Annotated in this window: 18 protein-coding genes; 4 read left to right on the plus strand and 14 right to left on the minus strand. The window is 38.7% G+C overall.

Annotation, left to right across the window (positions count from 1 at the left end):
• Nucleotides 1-5 precede the first annotated feature (5 nt).
• The 4 genes from BQ5341_RS09550 to BQ5341_RS09565 all read right to left on the minus strand — a co-directional run bounded on the left by BQ5341_RS09550 (nt 6) and on the right by BQ5341_RS09565 (nt 3,563).
• Entirely contained in the window at nt 6-800 is a 795-nt protein-coding gene (locus tag BQ5341_RS09550; protein WP_071131756.1) for a YveK family protein, read from the minus strand.
• Nucleotides 801-858: 58 nt separating this feature from the next.
• Nucleotides 859-1,923, minus strand: coding sequence for an LCP family glycopolymer transferase (locus BQ5341_RS09555; RefSeq protein WP_083378667.1), 1,065 nt, complete (start codon nt 1,921-1,923; stop codon nt 859-861).
• Nucleotides 1,924-2,257: 334 nt separating this feature from the next.
• Nucleotides 2,258-2,458, minus strand: coding sequence for a cold-shock protein (locus tag BQ5341_RS09560; protein WP_071131757.1), 201 nt, complete (start codon nt 2,456-2,458; stop codon nt 2,258-2,260).
• A gap of 496 nt (nt 2,459-2,954) precedes the next feature.
• Nucleotides 2,955-3,563 carry a superoxide dismutase gene (locus BQ5341_RS09565; RefSeq protein ID WP_071131758.1) on the minus strand — a complete coding sequence of 203 codons (609 nt, stop codon included), beginning with the start codon at nt 3,561-3,563 and terminating at the stop codon, nt 2,955-2,957.
• 197 nt (nt 3,564-3,760) lie between these two features.
• Between BQ5341_RS09565 and BQ5341_RS09570 the strand changes: the two genes are divergently transcribed.
• Entirely contained in the window at nt 3,761-4,579 is an 819-nt protein-coding gene (locus BQ5341_RS09570) for a DUF1189 domain-containing protein (protein ID WP_071131759.1), read from the plus strand.
• A 47-nt stretch (nt 4,580-4,626) separates the two neighbouring features.
• Nucleotides 4,627-5,592, plus strand: coding sequence for an NAD(P)-dependent oxidoreductase (locus BQ5341_RS09575; RefSeq protein ID WP_071131760.1), 966 nt, complete (start codon nt 4,627-4,629; stop codon nt 5,590-5,592).
• A gap of 52 nt (nt 5,593-5,644) precedes the next feature.
• Here BQ5341_RS09575 and BQ5341_RS09580 read toward each other — a convergent pair whose 3' ends face one another.
• Nucleotides 5,645-5,941, minus strand: a complete 297-nt coding sequence (locus BQ5341_RS09580; RefSeq protein WP_071131761.1) for a HesB/YadR/YfhF family protein — start codon at nt 5,939-5,941, stop codon at nt 5,645-5,647.
• A gap of 152 nt (nt 5,942-6,093) precedes the next feature.
• On the opposite strand from BQ5341_RS09580, the gene BQ5341_RS09585 reads away from it, so the two are divergent.
• Nucleotides 6,094-6,525, plus strand: coding sequence for a hypothetical protein (locus BQ5341_RS09585; RefSeq protein WP_071131762.1), 432 nt, complete (start codon nt 6,094-6,096; stop codon nt 6,523-6,525).
• A 90-nt stretch (nt 6,526-6,615) separates the two neighbouring features.
• On the opposite strand, the gene BQ5341_RS09590 is transcribed toward BQ5341_RS09585, so the two are convergent.
• From BQ5341_RS09590 to mltG, 6 genes are all read right to left on the minus strand, one after another.
• Complete coding sequence (locus tag BQ5341_RS09590) at nt 6,616-7,278, minus strand: potassium channel family protein (RefSeq protein WP_071131763.1); 663 nt, start codon at nt 7,276-7,278, stop codon at nt 6,616-6,618.
• Between the two features lie 131 nt (nt 7,279-7,409).
• Nucleotides 7,410-8,042, minus strand: coding sequence for a response regulator transcription factor (locus BQ5341_RS09595; protein WP_071131764.1), 633 nt, complete (start codon nt 8,040-8,042; stop codon nt 7,410-7,412).
• Entirely contained in the window at nt 8,035-9,105 is a 1,071-nt protein-coding gene (locus tag BQ5341_RS09600; protein ID WP_071131765.1) for a sensor histidine kinase, read from the minus strand. Before BQ5341_RS09600 ends, BQ5341_RS09595 begins: the two co-directional genes overlap by 8 nt.
• The gene (gene liaF, locus BQ5341_RS09605) at nt 9,102-9,836 is read right to left on the minus strand and encodes a cell wall-active antibiotics response protein LiaF (protein WP_071131766.1); all 735 of its coding nucleotides are present in this window, start codon (nt 9,834-9,836) and stop codon (nt 9,102-9,104) included. Before liaF ends, BQ5341_RS09600 begins: the two co-directional genes overlap by 4 nt.
• A gap of 158 nt (nt 9,837-9,994) precedes the next feature.
• Nucleotides 9,995-10,474 carry a transcription elongation factor GreA gene (greA, locus tag BQ5341_RS09610; RefSeq protein ID WP_071131767.1) on the minus strand — a complete coding sequence of 160 codons (480 nt, stop codon included), beginning with the start codon at nt 10,472-10,474 and terminating at the stop codon, nt 9,995-9,997.
• 169 nt (nt 10,475-10,643) lie between these two features.
• On the minus strand, nt 10,644-11,738 hold the full coding sequence (gene mltG, locus BQ5341_RS10775) for an endolytic transglycosylase MltG (RefSeq protein WP_071131941.1): 1,095 nt from the start codon (nt 11,736-11,738) through the stop codon (nt 10,644-10,646).
• Between the two features lie 1,214 nt (nt 11,739-12,952).
• Between mltG and BQ5341_RS09620 the strand changes: the two genes are divergently transcribed.
• Nucleotides 12,953-14,458: a L,D-transpeptidase family protein gene (locus tag BQ5341_RS09620; protein WP_071131768.1), complete on the plus strand. Its 1,506-nt coding sequence runs from the start codon at nt 12,953-12,955 to the stop codon at nt 14,456-14,458.
• Between the two features lie 49 nt (nt 14,459-14,507).
• On the opposite strand, the gene BQ5341_RS09625 is transcribed toward BQ5341_RS09620, so the two are convergent.
• From BQ5341_RS09625 to BQ5341_RS09635, 3 genes are read right to left on the minus strand one after another with little or no spacing between them, the layout of a single operon-like run.
• A complete protein-coding gene (locus BQ5341_RS09625; protein ID WP_071131769.1) occupies nt 14,508-15,206 on the minus strand; it encodes an NTP transferase domain-containing protein in 699 nt (232 codons plus the stop codon).
• 25 nt (nt 15,207-15,231) lie between these two features.
• Nucleotides 15,232-16,206 carry a DMT family transporter gene (locus BQ5341_RS09630; protein WP_071131770.1) on the minus strand — a complete coding sequence of 325 codons (975 nt, stop codon included), beginning with the start codon at nt 16,204-16,206 and terminating at the stop codon, nt 15,232-15,234.
• Nucleotides 16,196-18,061, minus strand: a complete 1,866-nt coding sequence (locus BQ5341_RS09635; RefSeq protein WP_071131771.1) for a phosphotransferase — start codon at nt 18,059-18,061, stop codon at nt 16,196-16,198. The genes BQ5341_RS09630 and BQ5341_RS09635 overlap by 11 nt, the downstream gene beginning before the upstream one ends.
• Nucleotides 18,062-18,173: the final 112 nt, after the last annotated feature.

Genomic DNA, 18,173 nt, shown 5'->3' on the forward strand with positions numbered 1-18,173 from the left:
TCCTCCTAAACCCGTGTCCGTGAGCGCCGGGAAATTTCTTTGTCGCCATTTTCTGTTGGCCGTGGCGTACTGTTTCCATTGCTTGGTCTTGGAGCAACTTTTTTCAATTTGACGCTGAGTTCTTTAGCCGTCATCTCTTGCACACTTCCCAAAATCACTAAGCCCAACTCGTCTTGAATAAAGCGATTGTCTTTGACCGTTTTGTCTAGTAATTCTATTAGAAAAGCAATCCCGACACCAATCATTAAGCCTAAGACTAAACCAATGGCGATATTTAATTTTTTATTTGGGGAAACGGGCGTCAAGTTAGCTTCGGCATCAGAAATTACTGATACTTTATCGACTTTCAAAATCTCGATGACTTTTTCTTGGAAAACAGCTGCTGTGATATTGGCGATTGCTTCTGCTTCGTACGCATTGTCAGATGTGGCCACTATCGAAAACATTTGTGAATTTTGTGATTGCGTAACATTAATCATGCCATTTAAAGTCCCAACTGATCCTTTAAAATTATTTTCTGCCTCAGCACGCGTTTGTACTTCGGATAATACGGCGTTGCCTTTAATTAAATCTTTATACGTGTTGAGCATCATTAAGTTAGCATTGACATCATTGACACTGGTCTGCTCGCTTTGGGGCAAAGTGACAATCAATTGTGCCTCGGAACTGTATTTAGGAGTAATGATGAAAAAAGTCAGGAATCCTGCTAACAGCGTCCCCACCACCGTCATAATTAAAATTAAACCTAATCTTTTTTTCAAAATGCCAAAAATTTCTCCCAAACTAATCGTTTCTTCCATTACTTCCTCCAAAAAATATAATTTTTTCTTCTATTCATATGTTCTCAGTAAATCAACTTTACTGAACTTGCGTTAACTCGGTTGAAATTAAATTGTGAATTCGCGTAATTTCTTCAGTCGTTGGTTGTTGATAATAAATTCCCGTTTCACCAATTGAGCCATCTGACAGGCCACCAGGGGCGGTCATTTGTTCAGAGGTAATTGTTCCAAAAGCATCGCGATAGTTTAGTGCGACATCTTTCATTTGATCCCAAGTCAAATCGGTTTTCATATTGTTAGAAATCGCCGAAAGAATTGTTTGATATTGGGTGACATTATTTAAAGATAAAGTCTTTTTGACAATTGCTTCAATCACATCACGTTGCCGACCTTGCCGACCGAAGTCCCCATTAGGATCGTCATAACGCATCCGAATGTAAGCAAGCGCCGTTTCACCAGAAAGATAAACGGGGCCTTTTGTAAATGTCACGCCAGTAATCGTAAAGTCTAGCGGATTTTGCACCTCGATACCACCAATAGCATCCACTAAATCTTCCAAACCCTTCATATTAATTTGCACATAATGATCAAGGGGCACATCTAGTAAATTTTCAACAGACGCAATCGACATCGCCGCACCGCCAAATGCGTAGGCGTGGTTTAATTTATCGCTTGTGCCGTAACCGACGATTTCCGTGTAAATATCACGCGGAATCGAGGTCAAGGTTGTTTTTTTCGTATTGGGATTAATCGTAGCCACCATAATCGTATCGGAACGCCCTTGTTCCGTCCGTCCTAATTCGCCAGTATCAATTCCTAAAAGCAAAACAGAAAATGGATCTTGCTGTTCCATAGTCACTGTTTCTTCAGTTGGCCGTTTCGTGGGCTCAATGCGCTCGACAGTTTCGTGAACCTCATTGACTGCGCCTTTCACATCAAAATACATCTTAGCAAATACCGCCGCTCCGGCAATAATAATAACGGCTAAAATGCCTAAAATAATAAGTAAAACTCGTTTACCGACACTTTTTTTCTTTTTCTTTTTAACCCGCACTCTTTGCAGTGGTGCTTGGGAATTATTTTCTTTAGAAGGTTCTGTCTGATCGTTTTTTTGATTATCTAATGGGGATTGATTGTCTGCCATGCTTACACCTCGTATAATTTCATGAATTTTTTATCTTTTCTTTTAATAAATTTCAGGCGATTAGCTAAATTATAGCACAAAGGTTTCGGAAAAAAATGAAAAAATCATAAAAAAACAAGCTTGGTATAGACATTCCTTCAAAAAAAGTCAACTTACAAAATATTTTTCGTAAAATATGGTCAAAATAAAAAAAGAAAAGCCTTTCATTCTATTTTTAAGGTTTTTTTTATAGAAACATAAAATATTAAATTTATGTTACAAAGATTACTAAACAATTGCAATGAAAAAAATACACAAAAAAACCCCGCGAGAATCTCGCAAGGTTAAAAAGTTTTTAAGCTCTTGTAACGTCAGCTGCTTGAGGTCCACGAGCGCCTTCAACGATATTGAAGTTCACTGCTTGTCCTTCTTCTAGAGATTTGAAGCCGTCGCCTTGGATTGCGGAGAAATGTACGAAGATATCGTCGCCACCGTCAACCGTAATAAAACCAAAACCTTTTTCGTTGTTAAACCATTTTACTGTACCATGTTCCATTTGTTATTGCCTCCAATTGTTTACTGGGTTTTTCTCCCAGTAACATTATACGATAGAAAAGGTTTTCTTACAATAGGTTGTCGAAGGAATGATTAACGCTGTAGAAAATTAGGAATTCTGAGGACGAATGTTTCATTCGCCGGAAGAATTATCTATTTTCCTAAGCGTTATTCCTAAGACACCGTTAAATAGGTTATGTTAAGAGCGACAAATATCGTAGGAAAATAGGAAAATTTTTTAAAATTGCTTTTTAATTTTGAAAGAATTTTATCTTTTTCCCTAGATATTGCTCTTAACATACCGATAATAGGTTATTGAAAGTGCGTTAAGTGGTGTAGAGAATTAGGAAAATTTTTCGAAAATCCCGATTTTGGATTTTTAAAAATTTTATCTATTCTCCTAACCACTGCACTTGAAATACCGTTAAATAGGTTGTCGAAGGCCTCTTTCAAAAAACAAAAAAACTCGGCGTTAGCCGAGTTCTCCCGCGGTACATCTATTTGGCGGCGGCAAAAAGTTCGTTGACTTTTTCCCAGTTGACCACATTCCAAAACGCATCTACGTAATCAGGTCGCACATTTTTGTAATTTAAGTAGTAGGCATGTTCCCAAACGTCAATCCCTAAAATAGGTTTTTTGCCGTCCGTTAACGGATTGTCTTGGTTTAAAGTCGAAACCACGGCCAACTTGTCACCATCAACAACAAGCCAAGCCCAGCCAGATCCAAAGCGACCTGTTGCTGCTTTTTTCATTTCTGCTTTTAAATCGTCAAAGGATCCGAAAGCTTCATCAATAGCTGCAGCTACATCTCCAGTTGGTTTTCCACCAGCATTTGGCGCCATCATTTCCCAGAATAAGCTGTGGTTGTAATGTCCCCCGCCGTTATTTTGGACTGCGGTTTTCACTTCAGCTGGCAAATCATTGAGATTAGCGATCAATTCTTCAATTGATTTGGCAGAAAGTTCCGGATAATTTTCCAAAGCTTTATTCAAATTAGTGACATACGCTTGGTGATGTTTGTCATGGTGAAGCTTCATGGTTTCCGTATCGATGGTTGGTTCTAAAGCTGAGTAATCATAAGGCAATGCAGGTAATTCAAAAGACATGGTGGTTCCTCCTTAAAATTTTTTTTCTTACTAAAGATAAACATATCATGAATTCTATTTCCGGCAAAAAATAATGCTTGTGCTTTTTGTACAATGATTTTTCTTCTATATAAAATACGCCATTCAGGCAACCTCGATTGTTTTTCCTGAATAACTTCGCTACAATAAAGATATACGTACTGGAGAGGCGGAGAAATATGACTTTTTGGCAAGGATTACGCTATGCCTTAACCGATTTTAGAAAATTAATGAATGTGGTTTTTATGCCATTTTGGAAAGTGATGGTTTATAGTTTATTTTTGGCCGGCATATTAACCGTGCCGATTGTCTGGCAAATGGGTCTAGCCAGTGACACTTTTAAATCTGACGCCCAAACAATTACCCACCAACTGCCGGATTTTGAAATTAAAAATCATCAACTGACGGCTGCTAACAATCAAAGTGGTATTTTTATGACCGATCACTTAATTGTTACTTTTGATCCCGGTGATCAACGAACGGCCAAAGAAGTGTATGCTGATGCGTCGATTTCGACAATTTCAGTGGGGCTTTTTTCTGATCAAGTAGTTGTCGGCCTGCCAAGCTCTGAAGTTTTAAATTCGGTGCTGGGGGGAAATCATTTTACTTTTAACTACGACGAGGCCAACCTCGAAGGATTTTCCAAAGCAGAATTAAGCGACACCTTGCAAATGCGCCTGCCTTGGTGGTTGTATGTTTTATTATTTTTAGTGGCGCTCTACCCGGTTTTATTAAATTTATTAATCAATATTATCTTTTTGACCATCGCCGGACTGCTCTACGGATTAATGAAAGGCGTGCGAATTCGCTTTATGGCCGCCATGAAAATGGTGGTATTTGCCAGCACTTGGTCAGTCGTGGTGATGGCCGTCTTAAGTTTTATCGGTCTACCTTACAACGAAATGTTTGTCATGATGGTCTTAACGTTAATTGTCTTTTCCCAGATTTTGCGGGGATTCCCACAGCTGCCAAAACCGGGAACTGATCAAAAAAGTTAATGAAGTTAATTCTGTACTTTGTTTAAAATGTTTAAGGAGGATTCAGAATGGAAAAAATTATTTTTGTCGGTCAACGTTACTCTAATGAAGAACTCGCTCGTTTGCAAAATAGTTTAACTAAGAAATTTGACGAAACGTATCGCGTCGTTAAAAAAGTCACTGAGCAAGAAAAACGGCAGATTGTAGCAATGTTAGACTCTGATCCAAAATTACTGGCTGAACTTTTAGCAGACGAAAATTCTGCCCTTCAATTCGTGCAAGTCATCTCTACAGGGATTGATTATTTGCCGCTGGAACGCTTAGAAGAGCGCCAAGTAAAAATTGCTAACGGGCGCGGGTTACAAAAAAACGCCGTGACTGAACATGTTTTAGCGGTCCTTTTTGCCCATCAACGCCAAATTTTAACCGCTGTTCACGATCAAGATCACCATATTTGGCGGCGTCCATTTGCTTCCATGAGTAACTTTTTTGGCAAAAAAATTATCATCGCCGGCACTGGCGTGATTAGCCAGCATTTGGCGAGTGTTTTAATCGCGCTTGGGGCAACCGTTGACGGCATTAACACGACAGGACATCCGGCTGAAAATTTTGACAAAACTTTTTCAATCAACGAATTAAGCAAGGCCGTGAAAGACCACGATATCATCATTAACTTATTGCCTTCAACTCCTGAAACGCAGCAAATTTTTAACGCCAACTTATTTGCCGAAATGCAAACAGGCGCAAGTTTTGTCAATGTCGGCCGCGGAGATGCCGTGGTGATGGAGGATTTAGTCGCCTCATTAAACGACAATCAATTGTCCTTTGCCGCTTTAGATGTCTTTGATCCGGAACCTTTGTCCGATACTTCCCCATTATGGGCCCATTCAAAAATTTTAATTACACCTCATATTGCCGGCATGACTGATGATTTGTTCCCCCGATTTTATCAATTGGCTGAAAAAAATCTTTTAAGCTTTTTGGAAAATGGTCAGGCTGCCAAAAATCAAATCGACTTTGATAAAGGCTATTAAAAAACAAAAAAGTTTGCTTCAGGTTTTTAGCCTGGAGCAAACTTTTTTTAACTTATTTTTGTTCGATAAATTCGTAAATGGGTTCATCTTTTTTTTCATCGTAATCAATGTTTAAATCATGATCATGGAAAAACCATTCATCATTTTTTTCGATGTAATAATCGATGTCATCAATATTTTCGCTATATAAAGCATCGTCTGGCTCGCCCACATTCATCCCCATGGAAAATCCTTCGTGAATGGCGGTTTTCCCGTAAACTTTCCCGAAAAATCCTACCGCCGAACCATTTTTTAAGCCGACCTCTTTTTTAAACCAAGCTTGCGCTTTTGGTGTGACTGAAATTTTCAACACATCGCCCCCCTTATCAACATTATTTTAGCATAGTTGTCAAAAATCTTCGGGCCAAATGCTTTCAAATGCTTTTTTAAATTCTAGTTAAGTTTTTAAAATCTTCACCGGCAAATCTCCATCTGTGAGATAATGTAAAAAAGGAGGTTTCTATGCGTAATACAAATTCGAAGTTTTATACCAAATTTCTACCAAAAGTCATTCAATTTATGAAAGGACGGTACGGTCAAAACGATGCCTTAAATAAATTTCTTACTCGCACCGGCTTCTTTTTCTTGTTGGTAAGTTTGTTCTGGTGGCGGCCGATTTTTTTACCGTTAGCCATTATTTTTTTATTAATTTCATGGTTTCGACTGTATTCTAAAAAGATTTACGTCCGGGCCAATGAAAACCAAAAATTTCTCAAACAAACCTCCGGCATCCATCGTTTTTTTCATTTTTACATTCGGGCCTTTAAAGAACGCAAAACGTACAAATATTTTCATTGTAAAAATTGTCACCAAGCCCTCCGTGTCCCTCGTGGTCGTGGCGCCTTAGAAGTGACTTGTAAAAATTGCCACCAACAAATGAAAACGAAAAGCTAAGTGAAACGATCCACCAAATTAAAACCAGACAAAACCAATTAAAACCAAAAACCGCCCCGTCACCTGACGAGTCGGTTTTTTTGTCTTATTTTATTTGCTCATTTGATCATCGAGCGCTTCTACATCATTGGTTTCGCCAATCACTAATAGCGAATCATTTTCTTTAACAATTTCTGTGGCTAAAGGCGAGACAATCAAATCACTTTTCCGACGAATGCCAATCACATTCAGACTAAACCGTTGACGGAAATTCAAATCTAGCAAACTTTGATTGAAAAATTTAGGATTAGTAACATTGACTTCCGCAATCGAATACTGATCAGATAGCTCCAAGTAATCCATAATATTTTTAGAAATTAAATGATGGGCAATGCGAACACCCATATCCCGCTCTGGATGAACAACGCGATCGGCGCCGATTTTTTCTAGCACCCGGGCATGATTTTCATTTTGCGCCTTAGCTAAAATCCGCGGCACACCCATTTCCTTAACCATTAAAGTAACTAAAATGCTAGCTTGAATGTCTTCACCAATGGCAATAATCACCGTGTCAAAATTACGAATCCCCAAACTCCGCAACACCCCTTCATCTTGGGCGTTGGCTACTACGGCATGGGTGGCCACATTCATATATTCATTCACCTGATCTTCATTCATATCAACAGCCAAGACTTCTTGTCCAGCGGCGGCTAACGTCCGGCAAATGCTCCCTCCAAATCGACCTAAGCCGATAATGGCAAAATTCTGTTTCATTACTTCCCCTAACCTTCCTATTTATCATTAATGAATTCATTATACGCAACAATTGTCATTTTGTAACGCATTTTCATAAAATAAAAACGCCCACCGCTTGTGGACGCGTAAATGTACCATTCAAAAATTTTTTACTCCGCTAAATGATGTTGAAACGCATAAATCGCCGCTTGCGTGCGATCTTCCACTTCTAGTTTAGCTAAAATATTGGAGACGTGGGTTTTAACGGTTTTTAAAGTGATAAAAAGTTCGTCAGCAATTTCTTGATTGCTATATCCTTTGGCAATTAATAATAAAATTTCATTTTCACGATTAGTTAAGTCTTCATGTAAAACAGGTTCATTTTTGCGCGCCATCCGTTCCATCATTTTTTCGGTGACTTCTGGTTCCAACACCCGTTCCCCGCGAACAGTGGCACGAATCGCGTTAGCAATTTCCGCAGCCGAAGAAGTTTTTAACAAATAACCAGCAGCGCCAGCTTCAATGGCAGGATAGACTTTTTCGTCATCAATAAAACTCGTCACAATTAAAATTTTCGCTTGCGGCCAATCTTTAAGAATCGCTTGGGTGGAGGCGATGCCGTCCATCACTTCCATCACTAAATCCATCAAAATCACATCCGGGCGCAAATCTAGCGCTTTTTCGTAACCGATTTGGCCATTTTCTGCCTCACCAATCACTTCAATATCATCTTGAACGGATAAATAAGCGGAAACCCCCATCCGCACCATTTCGTGATCATCCACTAACAACACTTTAATCATTTTTTTCCTCCTTGGACCTTGGAATTTTAATTTCTACTGACGTCCCTTGCCCTTTAAAACTAATTATTTTCACCGTGCCACCAAGACCAGCGACCCGCTCTTTAATATTAGTCAGTCCGTAACTGCCCGCCTTAGAATCTTCCGTATCAAAACCGACGCCGTCATCGACAAAGCGCAATAAGACATTGTTACCAATTTCGTGCAAATAGACTTCTAAAGTGTTAGCTTTGGCGTGGCGCAACGTGTTGGACAATAATTCTTGGACAATCCGAAACAGGTGATCTTCCACCCCTTGCGGTAACTTAACGTCCTCTGCTTCCCATTTTAAACCAATTTGAATTTTATTTTGCAATTCTTTTAATAATTGCTCAATCCCTTTTTTCAAACTTTTTCCTTCCAAATTAGTCGGCCGCAAATGTAAAAGCAGCGCCCGCATTTCTGATTGGGAAGTATTAATAATCGAGGCCACTAGCGCCAATTGTTTTTTAAATCCATCTGGCAATTCTTGTTTTTCCGATTGCTCCGTCAGCGCAGATAACATCATCATGGCGGCAAATAATTGTTGGGAAACTGAATCATGCAACTCCCGAGCCAAACGATGACGTTCTTGCGTGAGAATTTCTTCTTTCGTTACGCCGTCCACCATTTCTGGCCGAGCATTGACGACTTGTAATTCTTGCGATAAATTTTGCAATTTAGCGGCAATCGCCATAATATCCCGATCGATATTTTGAAGTTCCGGATCATTTTGGGTAATCGGCCGACTGAGGTAGGCATTTTCATATGTCCCGGTAGCTAAAAGATGAATTTTTTCTTCTAGGCGATGGGCTTGCCCTTTTTGGGTAAAAGTAATAATCAAAAATAAAATAATAGCTGCAAACAATGAAATCCCCAGCAAATACAAGAGTAGAGGAACGCCAAAAATCCGTTCCCCTAAAATATGTTCGAAAAATTTTTCCTCAGATTGCGCCGATACATATAAAAACATCGTAAAAATTAAAATTAGAAAAGTGGAAATGGCGCCATATAAGGCCACCATTTTCCGCTGATTGCTTCCTGTCATACAAAAATCACCTCAAGATCCCCAAAGAAACTAGAAGTAACAATTTTTAAGCGACGTTCGTTGTGGTCGTAGTCTTCAGAAAATAATTTTATCGCTTCATTTTTCATAGGATATTCTTCTTGATTAAAAATAACTTTCCCCACAAAAGTCGAATGCTCCACCATTAAACCAATCCCCGCTGGCACTAAAATCCGCGTCCGGCCAAATCCTTTACGGACCATAATCACCGAATCATTTTTCGGCAGCAACGTATTGCCTAAATCAATAATCGTATCGCCAGATAGCGCGGTAATATTAATATCGTCCCATTCATAGACTTCATTCATCCCGATGCGATCGTTAGTAAACCATGGCCGCTTGTAGCGCCGACCGCCTTTTGGTGTGGGCGTAACAGAATCGACTCTTTGCATGGATTTTTCTTTCCAAGGCGCTTTATTAAATAAATCCACCCCAGAAATTTCTACACCTTTAAGTCCGACAAAAACAATTCCAAAAATCAGCATTCCCCAAAATGCCCACGCATTAAACAAAGCGATACCGCCACAGACTAGACCAAGAAAGGCTAGAAAATTACGTGAACGCTTGTTATGGGTGTTGCGCGCGGCAAAAAAGATCAAAAAGATGCCGACAAAAAGTAAAATCAACAATCCTGTATTGTGTCCCACTTGCCAAAGCATCGCCAAGGCTAATAAACTTTCAACTACTATAAAAAAACGCCAAGCGCTATTCACAATGAAGCCCTCCTTTTAACATAGTCTAAGTATATGGCAAAATCAAGCCGATCACCCCAAGCTAAAGTCTAAAATGTTTCTCAGTCTAAAGTCGTAGATAGCCATTTTTTATTTGCCGGAAAAGAAAAAAATCGTAGCCCAGGCTACGAAATTTTTTATTAAGCTTGAGCGACGGCAAGAATTTTGACTTTCATTTCGCCACCAGGAGTTGCAATCGATACTTCATCGCCAATATGACAGCCAATTAACGCTTTAGCAATTGGACTTTCGTTAGAAATTTTTCCTGATAAAGGATCTGCTTCAGCGGAACCAACGATGGTATATTCTTCAATATCACTTTCGCCAATTTCTTGGAAGCTGACTTTTTTCCCGATAGAAACTTCATCTTGGGCCACATGACCATTATCAATAATTTCGGCAAAACGAATCATCGTTTCTAATGTCGAAACGCGCCCTTCAACAAAGGCTTGTTCATCTTTGGCTGACTCATACTCGGAATTTTCCGAAAGGTCCCCAAAGCCCCGCGCGATTTTAATCCGCTCCACAATTTCCCCGCGGCGCACGGTTTTTAAATATTCTAGTTCTTCTTCTAATTTCTGTTTACCTTCTACGGTCATTGGATAGACTTTTACTACCATGACAAAAACCCCTTTTTCGATATATATTTTCAAATTCAATATGTTGACTAATACTAATGTAAGATAGCAGACTCTCGACAAAAAGTAAATAACAAAAACTCATTTAACGAAAATTTTTATTAAAAAAGCTTTGACGGAGTGAACCGCCAAAACTTTTTGCGGAAATCTTTTAATTATTCACGTATTGAGCCACTAATTGATTATGCTCGTCTAGCGTTCGGGCGTAATAAACGATCCCGGTGGTGATGTCAGCGACGAAATAATAATAATCATTGGCTTGTGGATATAAAACGGCTTGAATGGACGCTTCAGACGGACTGTTAAATGGTCCCGGCCCGTAACCGCGGTTGGCATACAAATTATACGGTGAGTCCACTTGCGTATCTTCAATAGTTAACAGTTCTTTGTGTTCATCTAAAGCATATAAAACGGAAATATCTGATTGCAACGGCATATCAATTGCCAAACGATTATAAAAGACTTGAGCGATATTCCGCCGATCTTCATCTTTACTGCCCTCTTTTTCGGTTAGGGAAGCTAAAGTTAACATTTGTTGGACGGTAATTCCGCGCGTAGCAATTTCATCGTAATAATTACTCAAGACATCAGCAGATTTTTGAACCATTTGGGCAACTAAGCCATCTATTTCTCCACCCGGCGTTAAGGTATAAGTCGCTGGGAATAAATATCCTTCCAAATGATAGCGCGTATCAGTAGCATCAGCGGCAGACTGTAACAACTCAGGGAATTTTTTTAATTGCGCTTGGAAAAATGCTTCGTCATTAATAACTTCCATAAAATCTTGCTTCGTGTACGGTGTATTTTCCTCAATGGCAGTCCCGATTTGATCAATCGTGTAGCCTTCTGGAATTAACAAGGTTTGCTGCACCGTATCGCCGGCTTTTAAAGTACTGGCAATTTGATCCAGCGTCATATTCGGCGCCAAATCGTAAAAACCCGCTTGAAAACCACTTTGATTATGTAGCTTCATATAATAGTTGAAAACAACGGCAGATTTGATAATTTTATTTTCTTCAAGCACGGCGCCGATTTGTTTATTGGAAGAACCTAGCGGAATTTCTACTAATTCAGTAGTGGAATTTGCGGTATCCAGCGGTTTTTGCCCCGACTGCCAAAAATTCCAAAAAGAAATACCACCAATTAAAAGAACTACGACAAAAACCAAAATCAAAATAGCCACAATCCGCCGAACAAAGACATTTTCTTTTTGGCGAACTTTTTTCTTGCGTTCACTAGTTGGCATTTCGTTATTCTCCTTCAATAAATCTTGCACCGTTTCTTTCTTTTTAGAAGAAAGACGACTGGATGAGCGCGTTGAATCTGTATTTTCGTCGTTAGATTCGTTTGGGTTGTTTGTTGCAGTAACATTTGTTTCAGTAACAGAATTTTCGGCAGCATTTTCGGCAGCGTTGGTTTGAGTCTCAGCTTGGCTCTCCAGAGTTTCCTCTACTTTAGACAAATGAGTTGTGGCTTGTTTTTCCAACTTTTCAGCGCCAACTTGATTTTTTTTTCGATCAAAGCCGATTTGTTCAGGATTTTTCCGGGTGAATAAATTATTTTCATTTGCATTATTTTCTCCAGCTGGAACTTCGGCAGATGATTTTCCACCTCGAGTAATTCGCACCCGAGATTTAGCTGGCGTTTTATTGGTTGCCGATCTATTTTCTATTTCCGAAGAATCATTCGAGGTCTTGGTTAATGCTTGATCTTGTTGGCCAAGCCGAACATCTTGTTGTTGCATTTTTTCTTCGATGCGACGAGAAAAGCGATTAGCATCCACTTTTTTACGGGACGCGCGACTACCAAGTATGTCTGAAGTTGCCGGCCGTTTAGTAGCTGGTGCCTTTTTATTTTCTTGCTCTTCTTGGTTATCTTGCCCATCGCGTATCGAGCGCAGGACTTGTTCTTTAAGACTCAATTCATCATTTTTAATTGATTTTTCGTTTGGCTCATTGGATGTTGGTTTTTCTCCCACGCCAATCCCCCTCATTCCGTTCATTTTCGCTTTTCCTATTATAACTGATATTGCCGGAAAAATGAACGAAAGAATCGTGATATGGTACAGTAGAAATTACAAATTTTTATTTCCAGAAAAAAATCAGCACCATTTTCCACTTCTCTAAGATAAGAAAAATGGAAAATTACCGCTGATTTCAAAATCATTTCTTTCTATAAATAATGCTCAATCGGTACTTACAAAATCAGCACATTAAAACAAACCCATACTGGTAATTCCAGCAAGTATCAAAAGTCAATAGCAAAGTTATAAAATCAAAAATGTAATCGCTGTTATTATACTCGATTATGATAGCGTTGTCTAGTGCTATTTGATAGGTTTTAGAAGAATATTATCTGTAAGTATTATCCTTTCCTTAAAATAAAGTCTTCCAATAATAGACTAACATTTGTTTTTAAATTCAAAAATTTGTATAATTAAAATAAGAAAGGAGCATTATTATGAAAAAGAAAATAGTTTTAACGTTAGGGGTTTTACTTTTTTCAACACAAATTTTTCAAGTGAACACATCGGCCGATGATCAAACAGTTAGTTCAACCCAAAGTACCAGCGAACTAGTTGAAGCAGCACCGGCAGATGAAGTGATTTCTACCACTGTTCAACTAGATGTATCGGCTTTTCAAAGTACTTATGCCGAAATTCAACAAATTTTATCTCAGACCGACCAATATGAACAAGACGGAGCCTTACAAGCTTTAATTACAGAAGTCTATCAAGAATTTTCTTTGGCCGACTTAAATCAAGGATTGCTTGATGGTAGTTATGTAACGACACAAGAAGAGCTTGATAATTATGTTTTAAAATTACAATCCTTAGTTGATCATTTGACTTTGGCATCTTTACCTACTGGCTGGGTTTTACAAAATGGTACCTGGTTTTACTTTGACCAAAATCATCAAATGGTCACTGGAAAACTAACGATTGGCAATCATCATTTTTTACTAAATGACGATGGTTCTTTATTTACTGGTTGGTTATTTGAAAATGGTCAATGGTCTTATTATGATCAAAGTGGTTATCTTCGGACTGGCTGGACGCAAGTCGGCAAACAATGGTATTTACTTGATAGTAACGGCATCATGCTCACTGGTTGGCAACTTGATGGAGGCAAATGGTATTTCATGAGTGAAGTGTCCGGGGCCATGTCAACTGGTTGGGTACAAAGTGGTGGCACTTGGTATTTCATGAGTCAAGTGACCGGTGCTATGTCAACTGGTTGGGTTTCTAGTGGTGGTTCTTGGTATTATCTCAGTGGAAGCTCTGGCGCGATGTTAACCGGCTGGCAATTACTTAACGGCACTTGGTACTTTTTAAATCCTAGTGGTCAAATGCAAACCGGCTGGCTGAAAATTGGTGGCACTTGGTATTATTTTAATAACGGTGGCGCCATGCAAACGGGTTGGATTACTTTAGGCGGCAAAAGATATTATTTGCAAAGTTCTGGAGCTATGACGATTGGTAATCTTCATATTAATGGTATTTTTTATCATTTTGACAACAACGGTTACTTTGTTGATGAAGTGTGGAACTCGCCAAGTGGTGGTGTTCAACCGAATTTAGCTGGTCGCCGTAATTTATCCGTTGGCGTTTCTTTAAATCAGCAAAGAGTCTTTATTTATGAAGGAAATGCGCTTATCTACACGATTGTAGTTTCCACCGGGTTACCTGGCATGGATACTCCTACTGGTCGTTTTACGATTCAAGCTGAAAAAGGACCCATCTTTGGTGGCTCATTAGGAGGCGCTCGTTACTATCGATCTTTCCTTGGACACGGCGTTTATCTTTTCCATTCGTCTGTAATTGATGGCCGAGGAAATTATATTGTTTCTGAAGGTCGTAAAATGGGACAAAAAGCTTCCCACGGTTGCATTCGGATGCCCGTTCCTGATGCCATTTGGTTCTACAATCAAATTCCATTTGGGACACCCGTTCATATTTATAATTAAAAAATCAAAAACAGGTTCAACCGCCCATTTGGTGGTTGAACCTGTTTTTTTATTTTTTATTTTGTCGAAACTTTTCTTCGATAAAATAATAATTTTCTTGCGTATCCATTTCGTAAATACTATCTTGAGGCAGTTGAGTTGTTGTGACGCTTAACTCTGTCAGCATTGCTACTGGAATATCATCCCAATATCCTTTGCTATTTAAAAGAAGATTTTCTTTTAAGTAATCAGAAAAGACAGCTTTAATTTTCTCAGCATCTTCTTTTGACCAAAAAGTAACCCCGGTCATGGCTGGTAATTTTTCAGCAGTAATTTTCATCTCGACTACTTTACCTTGCGCATCACTAATTGGACACCACTCTGCCCCATCTTCTTGACGCACCATAGTAAAATAAGTGCTTTGCGCCGGCTTTTGAAAAATATTTTTAGCAAAAACGGTATCTCCATCAATGACGAAACTATCATTAAAATAAGGCAGTCCTTGGTAAAAAGTGTAAATATTATTATATTTAGCAAAATCCGGATTGTTATGGAGGACAACTCCTGGAAACATTTGCGGCAGATAAGCAAAACTTTCCGCTAAGTAACCTGTTAAAATGTGGATTTCGTCGATGCCAGATTCATTTAAAAATCGAATCGTCCGCTCTAAATTAGGCGTGCCAGCAATGGGCAATAGCGCCTTATGTTTTGTTTTTGTCATTTCTTTAAAGCGTGATCCGAGACCCGCTGCCATAATCAATGCATTCATGAAATTTATAAAACTTCCTTCTATATTATATTTCTGTCGACTTCTTTGGTTTCAAAATAAAAATTTGCAAAAATTCTTTAGGATTATCCGTCGTTAAAATCGACCCGGCAATAATCAAGACAGCCAAAATAACTTCTTTAAAACTTATCCCATTGCCAAAGAAAATCCCGATAAAAATAGCCCAAGCAGAATAGCTTATATTTAATCCCATTGCCTTAATTGCCCCAATACTATCGATAGAACGATAATAACACAAATATGAACTTGTTCCAGCTAATGCCGTCAAAGCGATGACAATAATTGCTGGACTTTGAATAATTTCTAAAACAAGCGGATAGCCGCCGATGATTGGAATAATAAAAATACCATAGACTAGCGCCGAAACAAGTTGCCGAATTTGGAGAGCAAGATCGGGTAGCAAATCATTTTTCATGCCATAAGCGGTGATAACAGCTTCCATCCCCCAACCAAACACACATAACAAAGCAAACAAAATGCCTAGCACAATATTTTGTGGCGCTTCAGGCGATGTAAATCCGAGAATCATCGTTGCGCCCATAGCAATCGCCAGACCTAAAAATCCCCGTTTACTCATCCGCTCTTTCAAAAATAAATAACCGAAAAATGCGCCAACTGCTGGATACATGGCTGAGATAATTGCCGTGTTAGAGGCTCCGATATAACGAATCGATAACATATAACCGGTCATCCCAATGGGGCCACCAAACAAGGCCGCAATAGTTACGAAACGACCGCTCCGCTTTGGCCAAGATTTAATAAAGTTCTTTAGATTTTTATGAAAAGCTGTGTAAATCAACATCCAAATACTTGAAAAAAAGTCATGTAAGAAGGTGGAAACTAACGGTGCTAAAGCTACCGCTCCGCTTAATGGCGACATCGCCAAAATGACGCCCACCAAAACAGTATCTAAACCCCACAAAAGTCCTCCGGCTAAACCTGTTGCAATTCCTTTTCCTTCACTGGTGATTTTATTGTTCATCTGCCAACACCTCTTCTAGTTGTTTTTTACCGCGATTATATCGGTCAATTCCGTATGCCCCAAAGCTAACACCCGCTGACTCTTTGGCAATCGTCCAGACACTCCACAAGACATCTTGATAAATTTGAAACATTTTTACTTTTTGTTTTTCAGCTTTGGTCGCTGGTCGACCAAAATATTGTTCTAAAAAGTAATTTAACTCCGTTTCAGTTAACTCACTTTCAATCGAAAAAGCAGCCAAATCCCAAGATGGATCGTTCATCCCTGAATATTCCCAATCTAATAAATATAATTTGCCACTTTGACCATCTCTGACAAAATTTTCCGCCACCAAATCATTATGACAAGGGTAACGAAGTAGGCCGTATTTATTTTTTAAAATTTCCGTCATCTGCAAAACATCTTCTCTAAGTTGTTGATACTCAGGATAAAAAGGCACATTTTGCGCTTGAACTAAATCTTCATATTTTTTCCATTCATCCATAAAAGAAAAATCATTGGGAAAAGTGATATCTGCCGTGTGTAAATTTTTCAAAATTGTCGCTACTTCACGCATCGTTTCTTGAATACGGGCAGTTCTCGGAGATAATGTTTCCGCTTCAGTGACGGCTTTTGTAATTTTGATGCCGGTTTGCGGATTGATATATAAAGTATCGACATTAATATTTAACGCGGATCCGATTTGGGCGTTTAATGCTTCATTATCCCGATTAATCATCACTTCCGTACATTTGCCAGGAATCCGAATAAAGTAATCTTCACCGTTAATCACCGCTTGATAATTCGTATTAGTCATTCCTCCAGCAAAATGAATATCTGAAATATCTTGTGGCGCTAAATTTAAGATTTCGATTAATTTTTCTTTAGCATATTCCACTTGCCGTTCATCTTCGTGTCTTTGAATAGTCGGCCAAATATAGTGATTAATTTGCGTTAATGCAGCCTGGTCGTCTAAATCACCCCAAGCAACATTATCGGAAGTAACACATTTTACTTCATAGGTTTGCGCTGCTTGTAAAATTAAATATTCATAATTGAGCCATTGATTATTATTTTTAGCGTAAAGGTTTTTCATTTCTTTTAGCAATTCTCGGGAAATTTTAGAAATCCCCATCATTTCAGCTGACAGGCGATTCATTTGACGAATATCTTTTGAAATGCGAATCAGATTATCTTCTTCATCCATATCAACAAAAGCTTCATCGCCAGAACCTGATAAGGCCACCGTAGAAATCGTATTGGCCGCCTGGTTGGTCAATAATTGATCTAAAATATATTCCTCATACACCAAATCTCCATCAATTAAGATAAAGTCTTCCTCTAATAAAGGAAAAACTTTACTTAAAGAAGACATCGTACCCGTTAAAGTGTAATCAGGATTTTCAATTAAGGTAACAGTAGGACTAGCAAATTTTTCAAATGCCTCTTTTTGATACCCCACCACAATAGTTATTTGGTTCACACCGCGATCATTTAACAATCGCAAAGTTCGCTCCAGTGAAGTGACGCCTTCCTCGTTGATTGGCACTAGACACGCCGGTTTAGAAAAATCAGGAGCAAACCCAGCGGCTAAAATAACCGCCTGGGTTACTTGGGCTTTTTTACTGGCCAGTTGTAGTTTCGTTGCTTTAAAACTTTGTAAAAGTTCTTTGAGCTTATTCTCCCCTGAATCCGTTAAATAATATTGAAAATGGCGGGCCTTACTTTTATCAACGATAATAAAATCGTGATCCTCTAAATAACTCAATAAGGCATTCGTTGTTCCTAATGAAAGTTCGGCTTTTTCGGCCAGTTGTCGTTGAGTAACTTCCGACTGATTGTGAATCATTAACAATAAATCATAAATCTTATCCATCAAAACCCTCTCCTTTTGTTCATTTTCTGAACGATAATTTATTCTACCATTTGACCTAGAGGATAACAAGCTTTTTTCTCAATATTTTTTGACTTTTTTCAATTTTTTTTTG

Source organism: Enterococcus timonensis, assembly GCF_900104595.1.
Taxonomy (GTDB): Bacteria; Bacillota; Bacilli; order Lactobacillales; family Enterococcaceae; genus Enterococcus_J; species Enterococcus_J timonensis.